Below are 16,894 nucleotides of genomic sequence, written 5' to 3'. Positions count from 1 at the left end.
GCCAACTCCCCATTTACGTATCTCTTGATCTATCGCTACCCGCTGCGACTTTCAGACTCCTCTCATAGCCATTCGTCCGATCTACCGCGCAAACGCTCCCGCCGCCAGCTTCCGCGCGTGCTCGCGCAGGTCTTTGGGCCATTGGCGGCTCAGCGTCATGAAGCGCTCGCGGTCGGCGGCGTATAGCGCGCGGGAGGCGTCCTCGTAGCCGGGCTGGTTGCCGAGCATCACGGACATGAAGCGGTCCGCGGTTTGCTGCGCGCGGCGCCGGTCGGCTTCGGGCGAGGTGCTCGCGGCATCGACGAGCCGGCGCAAGGCGGCCGACGCTCCGCCGGGCTGGTCGCCGAGCCATTCCCAATGGCGCGGCAACAGCGTGACCTCGCGCGCCGCGACGCCAAGGGATGGCCGTCCCGCGCGCTTGCGGGCGCTGTCCGTGCCGGTGGGCTCGGGCGCCGCCAGTCGCGCGGCGATGTCCGCATCCGAGCCGCGCAGATCGAAATCGATCTGCCGGCCGGTGACATCGTCGAAGGCCAGCATCGTCGCGTCGGACCCGGCCGCCACGGCGTCCCGGATCGCGAGCGCGACGTCCAGATAGGTGCCACTGGCCAGCCGCCGGTCGCCGGCAAAGGCCGTGGCCTGTTGAGGGGATGACATCGATACCTCCACGCATTGAACGATGCGTGGATTTTATCCGGGTGAAATACGGGATGTCAATTACACCCGGGTGAAATAAAACGACGTCCGTCCACTCAGCCTGCCGACGCCGGCTGCGCGGCCTTCGCCTGCTCCGCCGCACGATGCTTCGCCTCGACCTTGCGCTGCGCGCGCTGCAGCGACTCCGGGAAATTGTCGTCGAGCAGGTCGTAGCCCACCGCGCGCAGCTCCTGCAGCTCGTGCATCAGGCTGGCATGCGTCACCGGCGATGCATCGCGATCGGCCCCGGCTGCGGCATCGGCCGCATGCGCCGAGAACGAGACCGCCGCGGCACCGGCAAACGCCACAGCCGTGGCAAGGGCACGCAACCGTGCGGAAGTGCTGAACGTGTTGTGTTGCATGATGGGCTCCTGAAGTCGCTGGGTATCGCGATCATTGCGATGCGTGACTTCAGTCTAGGAACGCCCCGCTCCCCGGCATTGACGATCCGTCTCGACGATTTGCCCGATCGTCTCAACTCGCCGGGACGCGCCCAAACAAAAACGCCCCCTGCGGGCAGGAGGCGTTTTCGTCAGCGAGGCTGGCTGGGATTGAACTCAATCCCAGGACAGCGCCCCACCCGTCTGATACTCGATCACGCGGGTTTCGAAGAAGTTGCGTTCCTTCTTCAGGTCGATCATCTCGCTCATCCACGGGAACGGGTTCTCTTCGTTCGGGAACAGCTGTTCGAGGCCGATCTGCTGGCAGCGGCGGTTGCAGATGAACCGCAGGTACGACTTGAACATCGGTGCGTTCAGGCCCAGCACGCCGCGCGGCATCGTGTCCTCGGCGTAGCGATACTCGAGGTCCACCGCTTCCTTGAACAGCTCGGTGATCTCGGCCTTGAACTCGGCGGTCCACAGATGCGGGTTCTCGAGCTTGATCTGGTTGATCAGGTCGATACCGAAATTGCAATGCAGCGACTCGTCGCGCAGGATGTACTGGTACTGCTCGGCAGCGCCCGTCATCTTGTTCTGGCGGCCCATGGCCAGGATCTGCGTGAAGCCCACGTAGAAGAACAGGCCTTCCATGATGCAGGCGAACACGATCAGCGACTTCAGCAGCTTCTGGTCGTTCTCCGGCGTGCCGGTCTTGAATGACGGATCGGTCAGCGTGTCGATGAACGGAATCAGGAACTCGTCCTTCGCGCGGATCGACGCGACTTCGTGATACGCGTTGAAGATCTCGGCTTCATTGAGGCCGAGCGACTCCACGATGTACTGGTAGGCGTGCGTGTGGATGGCCTCTTCGAAGGCCTGGCGCAGCAGGTACTGGCGGCACTCGGGCGCCGTGATCTGGCGGTACGTGCCCAGCACGATATTGTTGGCGGCCAGCGAGTCGGCCGTGACGAAGAAGCCTAAGTTGCGCTTGATGATGCGGCGCTCGTCCTCGGTCAGGCCGTTCGGATCCTTCCACAGCGCGATGTCCCGCGACATGTTGATTTCCTGCGGCATCCAGTGGTTCGCGCAGCCGGCGAGGTACTTCTCCCACGCCCACTTGTACTTGAACGGAACCAGCTGGTTGACGTCGGTGGAACCGTTGATCACGCGCTTGTCGGCAGCGTTCACGCGGCGCGAGCTCTGCGCGGCGGCGGCGTTCGGGTTGTCGCCGAGGATGCCCGGCTGCGTGGCGGCCGGGGGCAGCACACCCTGCTCGTCCGCCGTGCGGATGGCGGGTTGCAGGGCCGGCTGCGGTGCGGCCTGAGGCGTGGCTTGAGCGTCGTCTTCCCAGCTCAGCATAGTGTTTCTCCGATTGTTTGCGTCGCGCGCGTATGGCGCTCAGGGTGCATCGATGGGTGCATCGATGTGTGCACCGAGGGGTGCGCGGGGCCGGCGCGAAACCGGCCCCGCATGGCAATGCTTACTGGCAGGCCTCGCACTCGTCGAAGCCAGGGTCGCCCGGGCGCATCGTGCAGACCGCGCCGTCGGCTTCCGGCATCGCCGGCGCCGAGGCCGCTGCCTTGTCGAGTGCCGAAACACCGCCGTTGTCAGCGCCCGACGACACCGCATTCAGCGAACCGCGCGTCACGGTGGACTTTTCCACGTGCGTCGCGGCCACGGTGCGCAGGTAGTACGTGGTCTTCAGACCGCGCACCCATGCGAGCTTGTACGTGTCGTCCAGCTTCTTGCCCGAGGCGCCGGCCATGTAAATGTTCAGCGACTGCGCCTGGTCGATCCACTTCTGGCGGCGGCTGGCGGCTTCCACGAGCCACGTCGGTTCCACTTCGAACGCGGTGGCGTAGATGTCGCGCAGATCCTGCGGAATGCGGTCGATACGGGCCAGCGAACCGTCGAAGTACTTCAGGTCGGCAACCATCACCTCGTCCCACAGGCCACGGGCCTTCAGGTCGCGAACCAGGTAATCGTTGACCACCGTGAACTCGCCCGACAGGTTCGACTTCACGTACAGGTTCTGGAACGTCGGCTCGATGCAGGCGGACACGCCGATGATGTTCGAGATCGTTGCCGTCGGCGCGATCGCGATGCAGTTCGAGTTACGCATGCCGTGCTGCTTGATGCGGGCGCGCAGCGAATCCCAGTCCATCGTCGAGGACAGGTCCACGTCGAGGTAACCGCCACGCTCTTCGGCCAGCAGCTTCAGCGAGTCCTGCGGCAGGATGCCGCGATCCCACAGCGAACCCGTGTACGTGCTGTAGCGGCCGCGCTCTTCGGCCAGTTCGGTCGAAGCCTGGTACGCGTAGTAGCACACCGCTTCCATCGACGTGTCGGCGAACTTCACCGCGGCATCGCTCGCGTACGGCACGCGCTGCACGTGCAGGCAGTCCTGGAAGCCCATGATGCCCATGCCGACCGGACGATGGCGCAGGTTGGAATTGCGCGCCTTGTCCACGGCGTAGTAGTTGATGTCGATCACGTTGTCGAGCATGCGCATCGCGGTGCGGATGGTCTTCTGCAGCTTGTCGTGATCGAGCACGTACGAACCGTCGGCCTGCTGCTTCAGGTGCGCGACCAGATTGACCGAGCCCAGGTTGCAGACGGCGATTTCGCTGTCGTTCGTGTTGAGCGTGATCTCCGTGCAGAGGTTCGAGCTATGCACCACACCCACGTGCTGCTGCGGGCTGCGGATGTTGCACGGATCCTTGAACGTGATCCACGGATGGCCGGTCTCGAACAGCATGCCCAGCATCTTGCGCCACAGCTGCACGGCCGGAATCTTCTTGAACAGCTTGAGCTCGCCGCTGGCAGCCTTGGCTTCGTAGCCGAGGTAGGCGGTCTCGAAGGCCTTGCCCACCTTGTCGTGCAGGTCCGGGCAGGTGGCCGGCGAGAACAGCGTCCAATCGCCGCCCTCCATCACGCGCTTCATGAACAGGTCCGGAATCCAGTTGGCCGTGTTCATGTCGTGCGTGCGGCGACGGTCGTCACCGGTGTTCTTGCGCAGCTCGAGGAATTCCTCGATGTCCAGGTGCCACGTCTCCAGGTACGCGCACACCGCGCCCTTGCGCTTGCCGCCCTGGTTCACGGCCACGGCCGTGTCGTTGACCACCTTCAGGAACGGAACCACGCCCTGGCTCTTGCCGTTGGTGCCCTTGATGTGCGAACCCAGCGCGCGCACGTTGGTCCAGTCGTTGCCCAGACCGCCGGCGAACTTCGACAGCAGCGCATTTTCCTTCAGCGCTTCGTAGATGCCCTCGAGGTCGTCCGACACCGTGGTCAGGTAGCACGAGGACAGCTGCGAACGGCGCGTGCCCGAGTTGAACAGCGTCGGCGTGGACGACATGAAGTCGAACGACGACAGCAGCTGGTAGAACTCGATCGCGCGCGCTTCACGGTCCTTCTCTTCGAGCGCCAGGCCCATGGCCACGCGCATGAAGAAGGCCTGCGGCATCTCGATGCGCGTCTCGTCCACGTGCAGGAAGTAGCGGTCGTACAGCGTCTGCAGGCCGAGGTAGTTGAACTGGAAGTCGCGCGAGGCGTCCAGCGCCGCGCCCAGGCGGGCCAGGTCGTACGTGGCGAGCTTCTCGTCGAGCAGTTCGGCTTCGATGCCGCGCGCGATGAACTTCGGGAAGTACTCGACGTAGCGGGCGGCCATTTCGGCCTGCGTCACTTCGGCGCCGAGGATTTCCTTGCGGATCGTGTGCAGCAGGATGCGGGCGGTCACCTGGCTGTACGCCGGGTCCTTCTCGATCAGCGTACGGGCGGCCAGGATGGCCGAGTCGTAGACCTGAGTCAGCGGCACGCCGTCGTACAGGTTCTTGAGCGTTTCCTTCAGGATCGGCTCGGCGCTCACGCCTTCGCCCAGACCGCTGCAGGCGGTGTCGATCAGTTCGTGCAGCGCGACCAGGTCCAGCGGACGCACGACACCGGCATCCATCACGTTGACGGCCACGCCGCCGGCTTCCTGCACGCGGGCCACGGCCTGCGCGTTGGCTTGCGCACGTTCCTGCGAACGCTTCTCGCGATACAGCACGTACGCACGGGCCACCTCATGTTCGCCCGAACGCATCAGCGCCAGTTCCACGTGGTCCTGCACGTCCTCGATATGGAACGTGCCGCCGTTGGGACGGCTGCGCAGCAGCGCGCGCACCACGGAACCGGTCAGTTGTTCCACCAGCTCGCGCACACGCGCGGAAGCGGCACCGGTACCGCCGTTGACGGCCAGGAAGGCCTTGGTCACGGCGACGGAAATCTTGCTCGGCTCGAACGCCACGACGGCGCCATTGCGGCGGATGATCTTGTAGTCCTGGTAACCCGTTCCCGCAGCGGCGGAGGTGGACTGCGACGTGCCGGCTGCACCGACAGCGCTCGATACGCCAGTGGCGAGTTCGTTCTGGGCCGTTTGCATGAGGTAGTTCCCCTTGTATTTGGAAGTGACAAAGTCCCTAGCAAAATGCGCTTCAGAAGACACTCTCGGTTCCGGCTTTGCCGGGCGAGAACCCAACTGCACTGGCGATCATTCTGCTAGGGACTCTGGTATTGCCCCGACCCGGTCCGCTGCAGAGGCGCTGGCGGCACATTCGGCTCGCGCTCACACCTCACATTGGGGTCGGTCCCTTGAGAGGACCACTAGATATTGTGGTCGTCTCGAAAAACTGGGCTAAGTATAGTGAATCGTTGGCGGATGAACAGTCTTGACAACGGGTGAATTGGCCTCTGTTTCCCGGATGCGGCATCGCCACATTCCCGCCAGCCCCGATCCGCCAAGGGATGCGGGCTTCCGCACATACCTTCAAATTTATTTCTATGGCGAAACTACGACGATAGGCCTACCCGGAACGGGGAATTAGCGCAGGCGCCTTATGCACGATATGGCAGCACGCCGGCGGGCAGTTGCGCCAGTTTGGCCAGCCGTTCCCAATCGAAGTGCGGACCGGGGTCGGTCTTGCGGCCTGGGGCGATGTCGCTGTGCCCGGCCAGCGCTGCGATCGGATAGGCCATCCGCAGCGCCCGCACGAGCGCCCCGGCCGTTCGATACTGGGCCGCCGTGAACGGCACGTCGTCGGTGCCTTCGATCTCGATGCCGATGGAGAAATCGTTGCAACGCTGGCGGCCACAGAATGCCGACTGCCCCGCATGCCATGCCCGTTGCGTGCAGGCGACAAACTGCACCAGTTCACCATCGCGCGCGATCAGGAAGTGTGCCGACACGCGAACGTCACGAATCTGTTCATAGAACGGATCGCGCGCGATCTCGAGACGGTTCTGAAAGAACGCCTCGATATCGCCGGTGCCGAACTGTCCCGGCGGCAGGCTGATATTGTGGATCACCACGAGGTCGGTCGGCACATCCGCCGGCCGCGCGTCGTAGTTCGGCGAAGGCACGTGCCGCGCGGCGGGTACCCATCCGTCCGCATTCGGCAGGAAGTCGGCATCCGAAGCGCCGGAGGCGTTGGAGGCGTTGGAGGCGGCCGACGGGCCCACGGTATCAGCCATCGCTGCCCTCGCCCTCGGGCAGGATCTCCGGCGACACCTCGGCGCCGGCGTCGCGTCCCTCGCGCTCGTCGCGGATCTCGAGCTGCTGGATGCGATAGCGCAGCTGGCGGAAGTTCAGACCCAGCAGCGGCGCCGCCGCGGTGCGGTTGAATCCGGTCTGCCGCAGCGCGCGCAGGATCAGCTCGCGCTCGATGGCCTCGAGCCGCGCGGGCAGGTCGATCGGGAAACTGATGTCGCCGAGCGCCTGGGCCAGCGGATCCGCGGCGACCAGCACCGGCTCGGCCTCGGGCTCGGGGAAACCGGGCACCGGCGCCATGGACGGCATGACCGACGATACCGCCGCCGCGGGTGCGGGCGACCAGCCCGGCATCGTGCCCCACACGGGGTAGGTGTTCGAGACCACGGGCGGCATCGGCGGCGGCTGCAGCATCGTCGCGCGCTCCATGCCCGCCTCCAGCGGGCCGAGGTCCGCCACGTCGATCTCGTCGCCCTCGGCAAACGCATAGGCGCGCTCGAGCAGGTTTTCCAGCTCGCGCACGTTGCCCGGGAACGGATACGCGGTCAGCCGCGCCAGCGCCGCGTGCGAGAGGCGCCGCGGATGCGCGTCCCCATACCGCACGGCCAGGTGTTCGAGAATGGCGCGCGCCAGCACGGGCACGTCCTCGGCGCGCTCGCGCAGCGTCGGCATGCGCAGCTCCAGCACGTTCAGCCGGTAATACAAGTCCTGCCGGAACGAACCCGCGGCGACCATCGCCGCGAGGTCCTTGTGGCTCGCGCACATGACGCGCACGTCCACCACATCCTCCTTGTTCGCGCCGATCTTGCGCACGCGCCGCTCCTGCAGCGCGCGCAGCAGCTTGACCTGCATCGCCAGCGGCAGGTCGGCCACCTCGTCCAGCAGCAGCGTGCCGCCGTGGGCCGTCTGGAAGAAGCCGCCGCGCTCGGCATCCGCGCCCGTGAAGGCCCCCTTCACGTAGCCGAAGAATTCCGACTCCATCAGCGATTCGGGAATCGCGCCGCAGTTGACCGCGACGAACGGATGCGCGGCGCGCGCGCTCACCGCGTGGATCGCACGGGCCGCGCGTTCCTTGCCGCTGCCGGACTCCCCGCTGATGACCACGGGCGCCATGCTGCGCGCGAGCCGCGACAGCGACCGGCGCACCTCCTGCATGGCGGGCGACAGGCCGGGCAACAGGCCCATCATGCGTTCCGCGAGTTCGTTCGACTCGGCGCTGTCCGACGATGCGCCCGCGCCGCCGTCGCTCTGCTTGCGGCCCAGCGCGTTCAGGATCAGCGTCCGGAGCTGGTCGAGCGAGACGGGCTTGGCGATGTAGTCGAACGCGCCCGCCTTGAGCGCGTCCACCGCATTGTCGGCGCTGCCATAGGCCGTGATCACCGCCACGGGCACGCGCTCGGGCGAGGCGGACAGCTGGCGCACGATCTCGATGCCGAGCCCGTCGCCCAGCCGCATATCGGTCAGCACCAGGCTGTAGCGGCGCTCGGCCAGCCTCTGGCGCGCCTCCGAGAGAGAGCCAGCCATTACTACGTCATGCCCCATCCGGCGCAGCGATATCTCGAGCAGCTCGCGCAGGTCGGCCTCGTCGTCGATGACGAGAATCGGGTCGAGGGCGGGAGGTCGGACGGGCATGAATGGTAGAAGGGAGCTCGTTGTTCTGTCGGGTCCGGCGGACGCGGCGGTCGGTACCCGATGCCGTCGGTCAGTTTCCGGCAACCGCGTCAGGGGTGTCGATGCGCATCGTCAGCACGAAGGCTTTGGCCGGGAGTGTATCGCGTGCGCCCGGCGCGAGCATCCCTGTGCGATCCAGCAACGTTTCGAGGGCGATCGTGCCGTAGCGCACCTGCGCATCGTTGGCGCCGCAGAGTTCGCGCGCCATGAACAGCCCGAGCCCCGTCCCCTGCGCGTTGCTGGTGAAAAACGGCTCGAACAGGCTGCGCTGGTGCTCGCGCGATACCTCGGCCCCGTCGTTCCAGACGATCAGTTCGGCGTGGTGCTGATCCAACGCATGCGCGAGCAGGCGGATGGAGCCGGGCAGCCGGCTGCAGTAGCGCCACGCGTTGTCGAGCAGGTTGCCGAGCACCTGCTGCAACTGCGACGCGTCGAAGATCAGCGGCTGCGCCAGATCCACGGTCATGCGGATGGCATTGGCGTTGACGTCCGCGCGCGTGCCCGAGCGCGACCGCATCTCGAGCCGCCAGCGATCGACGATTTCCGGCAGCGCCTGCGCGAGCTTCACCGAACTGTGCCCGGTGCGCGGCCGCCGCGACAGCTGCAGCACGTCGGACACCACCTGGTCGAGCCGCCGCACGTTGTCGCTGATGATCCGCAGCAGCCGCGCATCGACGTCGCCGCCCGCCGTGCCGCCCCCCATATCCGCACCCCCCGCGTCCGCACGCACGGAATCCGCGAGCAGTTCGTTCGCCTGGCTGATCGCCGCCAGCGGATTGCGAATCTGGTGCGCGACGCTGGCCACCAGCCGCCCCATCGCGGCGAGCTTCTCCTGCTGTACCTGTTCGGCAATCCGCTCCCAGCTTTCGATATGCACGAGCAGCGTGTCGCGCATCTCGCTGCGCAGCAGCGCCTCGTCCTCGGCGCTCCACGCCATGGCCTCGTTCTGCGCGATCGCCAGCCGCATGCGCGCCGCCGTCTCCGGCGACATGTCGTTCCACCCCTCGGTATCGAGCGACGTCGGCACCGTGTACGCATGAGAGAGCGTCGAACGCACGCCCGCCAGGCCCGGCAGCACGAAGCGCAGGCGCAGACGCGTATGCAGCATGGGCCCGCCCGCCGACGGCTGCGACGCCAGCGGCAGCAGCTGCAGGATGCGCGGCACGTCGTCCTTCGTGCGCAGCCAGTCGCGCAGCATCTCCATCAGCGGCTGCAGCCGCGGAATGCGCCGCAGGTCGAACAGCGCGCCCTCGCGCTCGCCCGCGCGGATCTGGCCTTCGCGGATGCGCTCGTGCGGCTGCACGCCCAGCAGCACGATGGCCGCGGGATTCGCCGCCACCACGGCGCCATTGGCGCGCACCAGCATCACGCCATCCTGCATGTCGTTGACGAGCAGCCGGTTGACGAGCTGCTGCATGCGCAGTTCGTGCTCGCGCGCGAGCGCCAGCTGTTCCTGCGCGATCTGCCGGTTGGCCAGCATATGCATGACAAACGCGGCGATCATGAACACGAGGCTGAACAGCCCCGAGCCCAGCAGGTCCGCATCGGCCTGCCGCGACAGCAGCGTATGCACGAACGGCTCGCTCATCACGACCAGCGCCGACATCGCCGCCGTGAACAGCGCGAACGGCAGGCTCGTGAGCGCGCCGGCCTCGAGCGCCGGCAACAGGAAGATCATCGCGACGCCTTCGCCGTGGCTGCCCTTGGTCAGCACGAGGAAGATCGCGGCCAGCATCAGCAGGTCGAGCAGCACCTCGACCCGCACGCGCAGCTGGAACCGCCGGCGCCAGAATGCCGCGCCGGCCAGCAGAACGCCGATAGCGAGATAGGGCACGATCGCCGGCATGGCGTGGACCACGCGCATATTGCCATCGCTGGCCGCCAGCACGCGCGCGCTGCGGTCGAGCGGCAGCCACGCGTAGCCGAGCAGCAGCAGCGCCACGGCCAGCCGCGTCCAGCAGAAATAGCGCAGCAGGCGCCAGTGGAATTCCGGCGGTTCGGGCTGCCGCCACAACTGCCGGAGCACGCTGCCGCCCGTGAAGCGCGAGCCCTTGGCCCCCTTGTCCAGCAGATTGGGAGACGCCTTCGGCCCGGACTTGTAGCCGCCCTTCGACGCTCCCGATGCTCCCGATGCACCCGATGCGCCCGAGGCACCCTTCGACGAGCGGGAGGCCGTCTTGCCCGCGCGCGGCGGTGCGCCCGTCGGGTGCGTGCTCATGAGCGGGGGCCGCCCGGTTCGGTGTGATCGGGCAGATGGCTGCGCCGGCAGTAGTGGAGCCCCTGCCAGCCGATCGCTTCGCCGCGCGGCAGGTGCACCCCGCATTGCGCGCACTGGACCATCGGCTCCATGCCGCCGTCGGGACCGTCATTGGCGCCATCGCCCGCGCGCGCGGGCCGGGCCTTTGTCTTCGGCGGGGCCTCGGGGCCCGCCCGCCGCGTCCCGGCGCGATCGCGCAGCCACCACAGGATGCCGAGCACGATGGCCAGCAGGATCAGGATTCTTGCCATGAGAGGCGGCGCTCAGGTAAGGCGATGCAGGATGACTTCGAGCACGAAGCGGCTGCCCACGTACGCGAGCAGCAGGATGCCGAACGACGCGATGACCCAGCGCAGCGCGGTGCGCCCGCGCCAGCCGCGGAAGTGCCGGCCGACAAGAATGCCGCCGAACATCGCCCACGAGATGATCGCGAACACGGTCTTGTGGTCGATGCGGAACGCCCGACCGAACAGCTCTTCGGAGAACAGGAAGCCCGACGCGATCGTCATCGTCAGCAGCAGGAAGCCCGCGCCGATCAGGCGGAACAGCAGCTTCTCGAGCGTCAGCAGCGGCGGCAGCAGGTCCAGCCACCGCCCGAGCCATTGCCCCTGCTGCACGCGCTCCTGCGAGGGCGAGCGCTGGAACCCATGGAGCCGGCGCTCGGCCAGCAGCATCAGGAACGCATGGAAGGCCGCCAGCGTGAACAGCCCGTACGCCACGTTGGCGATGATGAAATGCAGCTTGAACAGCGGCCGCGCCGCGTAGCCGAGGATCTGCGCGCCCGGGAACGCCAGCGGCATCAGGCTCGCGATCATCGCCACCGGCACGACGATCAGCCCCAGGCCGGCCAGCGAGAAGAAAAAGCTCTCGATCCAGTAGATGCCGATGCCGAGCCAGAGCATGGCCGACAGGGCGAATGCGAAACCGAACACCATGCGGTCGGCCGGGAAAATCGTCTCGTGGAGCAGTAGGCCGTGGCTGGCCAGCGCCGCCAGCATCAGCGCGTGCCACCACGCCGGCTGGCTGTCGGAGCGGCCGCCGCCAGGCGGCGTCCCGAGCGGGCCGGGCGGAGACAGGGCGGCCGAAGCCGCGCCGGGCTGGCCCAGCGGCACGCCCCCCGCGGCCGCGAGCCGGGGATGACGCGTCGACCAGCCGTGAAAGGCCAGGCCGCAATAGAGAAGTGCCGTCAGGGCATACAGTACAATGACCATTTGCGCAGTTTACCTTAGTGCCCTTGTCGGCGGCTCTCGCAGGCGCATGCCCCTGCAACTGCCGTGGACGAGCGTCGCACAGGCGCATCACACTAGCCGGAACTTCCCCCTTTTCTGCCATGCTGGACAACCTCACTCAACGCCTGGCGCGGGTCGTCAAGACCATGCGCGGCGAGGCCCGACTGACCGAGGCCAATACCGCCGAGATGCTGCGCGAAGTGCGCCTTGCCATGCTCGAGGCTGACGTCGCCCTCCCGGTCGTCCGCGAATTCGTCGCCCGCGTCAAGGAAAAGGCGCTCGGCGAGGAAGTGGTCTCGAGCCTGACGCCGGGCCAGGCGCTGGTCGGCGTGGTCCAGCGCGAGCTGACCGCGGTCATCGGCGGCGAGGAAGCCGTCACGGGCGGCAACAAGTCCGGCGAACTGAACCTCAACGTCCAGCCGCCCGCGATCATCCTGATGGCGGGCCTGCAGGGCGCCGGCAAGACGACCACGGTCGGCAAGCTCTCCAAGTGGCTCAAGGAAACGAAGAAAAAGAAGGTGCTGACGGTGTCGTGCGACGTGTATCGCCCTGCCGCCATCGCCCAGTTGAAGACCGTTTCCGAGCAGGTCGGCGCGGACTTCTTCCCGTCGCAGCCCGACCAGAAGCCCGTGGACATCGCCCGCGCGGCGCTGGACTGGGCGCGCAAGCACTATCACGACGTGCTCATCGTCGATACGGCCGGCCGGCTCGGTATCGACGAGGCGATGATGCAGGAAATCGCCGCGCTGCACGCCGAACTGAAACCCGCCGAAACGCTGTTCGTCGTGGACGCGATGCTTGGCCAGGACGCGGTCAACACGGCCAAGGCGTTCAACGACACGCTGCCGCTGACCGGCGTCGTGCTGACCAAGCTCGACGGCGATGCGCGCGGCGGTGCCGCGCTGTCGGTGCGCCACGTGACGGGCCGCCCGATCAAGTTCGTCGGCGTCGGTGAAAAACTCGACGGCCTCGAGCCGTTCTATCCGGACCGCATGGCGCAGCGGATCCTCGGCATGGGCGACATCCTCGCGCTGGTCGAGGAAGCCCAGCGCGGTGTCGATATGGACGCCGCCGAGAAGCTCGCCAAGAAGATCAAGAAGACCGGGGGCTTCGACCTCGAGGACTTCAAGGCGCAGATCGGCCAGATGAAGAAGATGGGCGGCATCGGCAGCCTCGTGGACAAGCTGCCCGCGCAGTTCGCGCAGCAGGCGCAGGGTGCCAACATGGATCAGGCCGAGAAGCAGGTGCGCCGCATGGAAGGCATCATCAACAGCATGACGCCGCAGGAACGCGCCAAGCCCGAACTGATCAAGGCCAGCCGCAAGCGCCGCATCGCGGCGGGTGCCGGCGTGCCCGTGCAGGAGGTCAACCGGTTGCTGAACCAGTTCGACCAGATGCAGGGCATGATGAAGAAGCTCAAGGGCGGCGGCATGATGAAGATGATGCGCCAGATGGGAGCGATGAAAGGCGGCATGAAGGGCCTGTTCAATCGCTGAGCCTCCACAAACTAGGATATCGATCATGTTGACCGCAGAACAGGCTCGCGAACTCTGGTCCAGCTCGGAAGAAATCGTCAGCGCCGCGGAAGTGGAAGCGTCGCTGGACCGCATGGCGGCCGAGATCACCGCGAGCATGGGTGACGCCTTCCCGCTCGTGCTGTCCGTCATGGGCGGCGCCGTCGTCTTCACGGGCATGCTGCTGCCGAAGCTGCAGTTCCCGCTGGAGTTCGACTACATCCACCTCTCGCGCTACAACAACAAGACCGTGGGTGGCGAGATGCAGTGGCGCGTGGCGCCGCGGGAATCGGTGAAGGACCGCATCGTGCTCGTGCTCGACGACATCCTCGACGAAGGCGAGACGATGGCCGCGATCCGCGAGCGCATCATGGACATGGGCGCGAAGGAATTCCACGCGGCCGTGCTGTGCGAGAAGACGCTGAACAAGCCGAAGCCGATGCATCCGGACTTCTGCGGCTTCAAGGTGCCGGACCGCTACGTGTTTGGCTGCGGCATGGACGTCAAGGGTTACTGGCGCAACCTCGGCACGATCCGCGCGCTGGTCTGACGCGCGCGGTTTCTTTTTTACGTCCTATGCGTGGTGGCCGGCCAGGATCGGCCACAGCGACGCCAGCAGCAACAGCGCCATCGTCACGTTGAACGCGCGCAGCACGCGCGGCGACGCCAGCCAGCGGCGCAGCGCGGAACCGAACACCGCCCACATCGCCACGCTCGGCAGGTTGATCACCGCGAACACGCCGGCCATCAACAGCACGTTGAGCCAGACGTTTCCGTGCAGCACATAGGTGCTGCACGCCCCCACCGCCATCACCCACGCCTTCGGATTCACCCACTGGAACGCGGCCGCGCGCAGAAACGTCATCGGCCGCGCGACCTCGCGATCCTGCACGCCACCGGACGTCGCCAGTTTCCACGCGAGCCACACCAGATAGACGGCCGCCACCGCGCGCAGCACGTGCCACGTCCACGGCAGTGCCGTGAACACCGAACCAAGGCCGAGCCCGACCAGCGCCACCATCAGCGAAAAGCCGATGCTGATGCCGAGCAGATGCGGCACCGTGCGCGCAAAGCCGAAGTTGACGCCCGACGCCAGCACCATCGTGTTGTTGGGCCCGGGAGTGATCGAGGAAACGAGCGCGAACGCGCAGAACGCGGCGAACATGCCGGAGCCGGCAACGAGGGGGGCGAGAGCCATGGGGAATTCCAGACGCGGATGACTAGGGAATGCCCAAGTCTAGGCGGCGTCGCCTGTACAGTACCGGTACGCTTTATCTAAAAGGTACCGGTACGGGTCAGATCGCGCTACGGTACGGATGCTCGCGCAGCCATTTGGTGGCGATCCATTTCTCGCCGGACTCGACGGGGAGGCCCGCATGCAGCGTGCGATCGTCGAGGCCGCCGTCGGCCTGCCGATAGCTGAAGAACACCGCATTGCCCTTTACCGGTGCGACCTCGAGCCCGAGCTTCGGGAAGGCCGTGGCCCCGCCCGCGGGCGGACTGTTCAGGTAGATGACGAGCGTGGCCACGCGCTGGCCGCCGACGCGCAGCTGGCGTGCCTCGCCCGGCCGGTTCGGATTGAAGTAGTCGAAGTGCGGCTGATACTCGCCGCCGGGCTTGTAGTTGAGAATCTGCAGGCCTTCGCCGTGCTCGACCGGCAGGCCCGTCACTGCCGCGATACGCGCCTCGATGCGTTCGATCAGCGCGTGTTCGCCAACCTGGAACATCGCGCCCATGCTCGTGCGCGCATCGATCAGATTCTCGTCGCCGGTGTCCGGATTGACCACGGGCGATCGCTCGAGCCGCCCGCGCGACAGCGCGATCAGCGCATCGCACTCGGCCTCGCTCAGCAGGTTCTGCAATAGCAGGATCCGCGGTGCCTCGAGCGCGAACAGGATCGGAATCGTGTGGCCGAGGTGCCGGAACACATTGCCGCCCGGCTGCTGCGCGGCCTCGCCGCCCGTCTGCGCCTGCAGTGTCTGCGAAAAAGGCGCCGCGGCGCTACCCGTCGCGGCCGGCGTGCGGGCCGTCATCGGCGCGGTGGCCGTCGGCGGCATGGGCAGTCCCAGTGCGGTGGCCACGGTATCGCGCGCGAACGTCGCGTCATAGCCGGAACGCAGCATCGAACGAACCAGCGCCTCCGCGCCGAAACCCTGTTCGATATGCCGCGCCAGCCAGTGCTCCAGCTCGGGCGAGGAGGAGCAATAGCCGCCCTTCGTCTCGATGGTCATGATTGCGTTGCCTGCCTGCGTGCTGTGTGCGTGCTCAGGATGGATTGGTGATCCGTTGCGGCGAGAAGGGATTGCGCGCGGGCGCTTCCGGCGGCAATGCGCGCCGCGCGGGAACCGCGGGCTCCGGGTCGCCGGCCATGGTCACCGACGCTTCAGAATACTGCCAGCGCTTCCACGCCGCCAGCACCGCGTTCGGATATTCGGGGCGGCCACGGCTGCCGTTGTAACGGCCGAGCGCCAGGAACAGGTCGCCGCTCTCGCGGTCGAGGTAATGGCGGAGGATCGTGCAGCCGTAGCGCAGGTTGCTCTGCAGGTGGAACAGCTTGCGCGTGTCGCCGTCGCCGATCGCGCGCACCCAGAACGGCATGACCTGCATCAGCCCACGCGCATCGGCCGAGCTGATCGCGTATTTGCGGAATCCGCTTTCGACTTGTACGAGACCGAGCACGAGCGCGGGTTCGAGCCCCGCGCGCTTGGCCTCGTAGTAGACGGTTTCGATCAGCTCCACGCGCACCTGCGGCTCGGGAATCTTGCCTTCGAGCCGGCGCGACATCTCGCCCAGCCACTTCAGATAGCCAAGCCGCTCCGTGCCGCTGGCGAACGCCGGCCGCACGGGCCGGTTGTCGGCGATGGCCGCGGCCAGCGCGCCGCGCACGGAGTCGGCCAGCGCCTCTTCCTTCTGCGCGCCGGCCTGCGCCGGGCCCGCCATCGCGGTCAGCACCAGCCCGCCCGCGAGCATCCACCGATGCAGTCGGACGCGCGGGAGGTGCGAGAGGCGGAGCAAGGCGGAACGAAGCGGGCGGGCGCGCATGGTGCTCAGTTCGCGAGCTTGCCGCGCACGTGCGCGACGATGTCGGCCACGGCGACCTGCGTCGCCTCGGTATCGCGGCGGCCCTGGTACTCGACCTTGCCTTCCTTGAGGCCACGGTCCCCGACCACCACGCGATGCGGCACGCCGATCAGTTCCCAGTCGGCAAACATCACGCCCGGACGCTCGCCGCGATCGTCGATGATCACGTCGACGCCGGCAGCGAGCAGTTCCGCGTGGATGCGATCGGCTTCCGCCTTCACGCCTTCCGAGCGGTCGTAACCGAGCGGGCAGATCACCACGGCGAACGGTGCGATCGCGGCGGGCCAGATAATGCCGCGCTCGTCGAAGTTCTGCTCGATCGCCGCGCCGAGAATCCGCGTCACGCCAATGCCGTAGCAGCCCATCTGCATCGGCTGGGTCTTGCCGTTCTGGTCCAGGTACGTGGCGCCCATCGACTCCGAGTACCGCGTCCCGAGCATGAACACGTGGCCCACTTCGATGCCGCGGCAGATATCGAGCACCCCCTTGCCGTGGGGGGGGGCGGCGGCCGCCCCCCCCGCGAGGACTTTAAAGCGCAACAC

Annotated in this window: 15 protein-coding genes; 2 read left to right on the top strand and 13 right to left on the bottom strand. The window is 66.9% G+C overall.

The genetic code is table 11. The features are described from left to right. Window positions 1–81: 81 nt before the first annotated feature. The 9 genes from AAHB16_RS29565 to AAHB16_RS29525 form a co-directional block, all read right to left on the bottom strand. Complete coding sequence (locus tag AAHB16_RS29565; protein ID WP_150370675.1) at window positions 82–654, bottom strand: DUF2239 family protein; 573 nt, start codon at window positions 652–654, stop codon at window positions 82–84. 95 nt (window positions 655–749) lie between these two features. Continuing rightward, on the bottom strand, window positions 750–1,055 hold the full coding sequence (locus AAHB16_RS29560) for a DUF4148 domain-containing protein (RefSeq protein WP_150370674.1): 306 nt from the start codon (window positions 1,053–1,055) through the stop codon (window positions 750–752). A 195-nt stretch (window positions 1,056–1,250) separates the two neighbouring features. Next, on the bottom strand, window positions 1,251–2,432 hold the full coding sequence (locus AAHB16_RS29555) for a ribonucleotide-diphosphate reductase subunit beta (RefSeq protein ID WP_150370673.1): 1,182 nt from the start codon (window positions 2,430–2,432) through the stop codon (window positions 1,251–1,253). Between the two features lie 121 nt (window positions 2,433–2,553). After that, window positions 2,554–5,496: a ribonucleoside-diphosphate reductase subunit alpha gene (locus AAHB16_RS29550; protein ID WP_150370672.1), complete on the bottom strand. Its 2,943-nt coding sequence runs from the start codon at window positions 5,494–5,496 to the stop codon at window positions 2,554–2,556. A gap of 452 nt (window positions 5,497–5,948) precedes the next feature. Next, entirely contained in the window at window positions 5,949–6,584 is a 636-nt protein-coding gene (gene ampD, locus AAHB16_RS29545) for a 1,6-anhydro-N-acetylmuramyl-L-alanine amidase AmpD (RefSeq protein ID WP_150370671.1), read from the bottom strand. Continuing rightward, on the bottom strand, window positions 6,577–8,232 hold the full coding sequence (locus tag AAHB16_RS29540) for a sigma-54-dependent transcriptional regulator (RefSeq protein ID WP_150370670.1): 1,656 nt from the start codon (window positions 8,230–8,232) through the stop codon (window positions 6,577–6,579). Before AAHB16_RS29540 ends, ampD begins: the two co-directional genes overlap by 8 nt. Before the next feature lie 70 nt (window positions 8,233–8,302). Beyond that, window positions 8,303–10,489 (bottom strand): ATP-binding protein, encoded by a 2,187-nt coding sequence (locus tag AAHB16_RS29535; RefSeq protein WP_342052649.1) that lies wholly within the window; start codon window positions 10,487–10,489, stop codon window positions 8,303–8,305. Continuing rightward, window positions 10,486–10,779: a PP0621 family protein gene (locus AAHB16_RS29530; protein WP_342052648.1), complete on the bottom strand. Its 294-nt coding sequence runs from the start codon at window positions 10,777–10,779 to the stop codon at window positions 10,486–10,488. The genes AAHB16_RS29535 and AAHB16_RS29530 overlap by 4 nt, the downstream gene beginning before the upstream one ends. Window positions 10,780–10,791: 12 nt before the next feature. Further along, the gene (locus AAHB16_RS29525) at window positions 10,792–11,739 is read right to left on the bottom strand and encodes a cytochrome C assembly family protein (RefSeq protein WP_342052647.1); all 948 of its coding nucleotides are present in this window, start codon (window positions 11,737–11,739) and stop codon (window positions 10,792–10,794) included. Window positions 11,740–11,858: 119 nt separating this feature from the next. Here AAHB16_RS29525 and ffh point away from each other — a divergent pair, with 119 nt between their 5' ends. Both ffh and AAHB16_RS29515 read left to right on the top strand, forming a co-directional pair. Then, window positions 11,859–13,253 carry a signal recognition particle protein gene (ffh, locus tag AAHB16_RS29520; RefSeq protein ID WP_150370667.1) on the top strand — a complete coding sequence of 465 codons (1,395 nt, stop codon included), beginning with the start codon at window positions 11,859–11,861 and terminating at the stop codon, window positions 13,251–13,253. A 25-nt stretch (window positions 13,254–13,278) separates the two neighbouring features. Then, window positions 13,279–13,821, top strand: coding sequence for a hypoxanthine-guanine phosphoribosyltransferase (locus tag AAHB16_RS29515; protein ID WP_150370666.1), 543 nt, complete (start codon window positions 13,279–13,281; stop codon window positions 13,819–13,821). A 24-nt stretch (window positions 13,822–13,845) separates the two neighbouring features. Here AAHB16_RS29515 and AAHB16_RS29510 read toward each other — a convergent pair whose 3' ends face one another. The 4 genes from AAHB16_RS29510 to AAHB16_RS29495 form a co-directional block, all read right to left on the bottom strand. Next, on the bottom strand, window positions 13,846–14,469 hold the full coding sequence (locus AAHB16_RS29510) for a LysE family translocator (RefSeq protein ID WP_150370665.1): 624 nt from the start codon (window positions 14,467–14,469) through the stop codon (window positions 13,846–13,848). A 97-nt stretch (window positions 14,470–14,566) separates the two neighbouring features. Continuing rightward, a complete protein-coding gene (locus tag AAHB16_RS29505; protein WP_342052646.1) occupies window positions 14,567–15,502 on the bottom strand; it encodes a 2OG-Fe(II) oxygenase in 936 nt (311 codons plus the stop codon). A gap of 34 nt (window positions 15,503–15,536) precedes the next feature. Then, the gene (locus AAHB16_RS29500; protein WP_342052664.1) at window positions 15,537–16,241 is read right to left on the bottom strand and encodes a lytic transglycosylase domain-containing protein; all 705 of its coding nucleotides are present in this window, start codon (window positions 16,239–16,241) and stop codon (window positions 15,537–15,539) included. Between the two features lie 77 nt (window positions 16,242–16,318). Further along, the coding region (locus tag AAHB16_RS29495) for a His/Gly/Thr/Pro-type tRNA ligase C-terminal domain-containing protein (protein ID WP_342052645.1) at window positions 16,319–16,894 on the bottom strand (576 nt) is incomplete at its 5' end.

It is taken from the genome of Cupriavidus sp. OTU4054 (assembly GCF_038440175.1).
Lineage (GTDB): Bacteria > Pseudomonadota > Gammaproteobacteria > Burkholderiales > Burkholderiaceae > Cupriavidus > Cupriavidus pauculus_D.
This window is presented reverse-complemented; position numbering and strand designations above follow the sequence as displayed.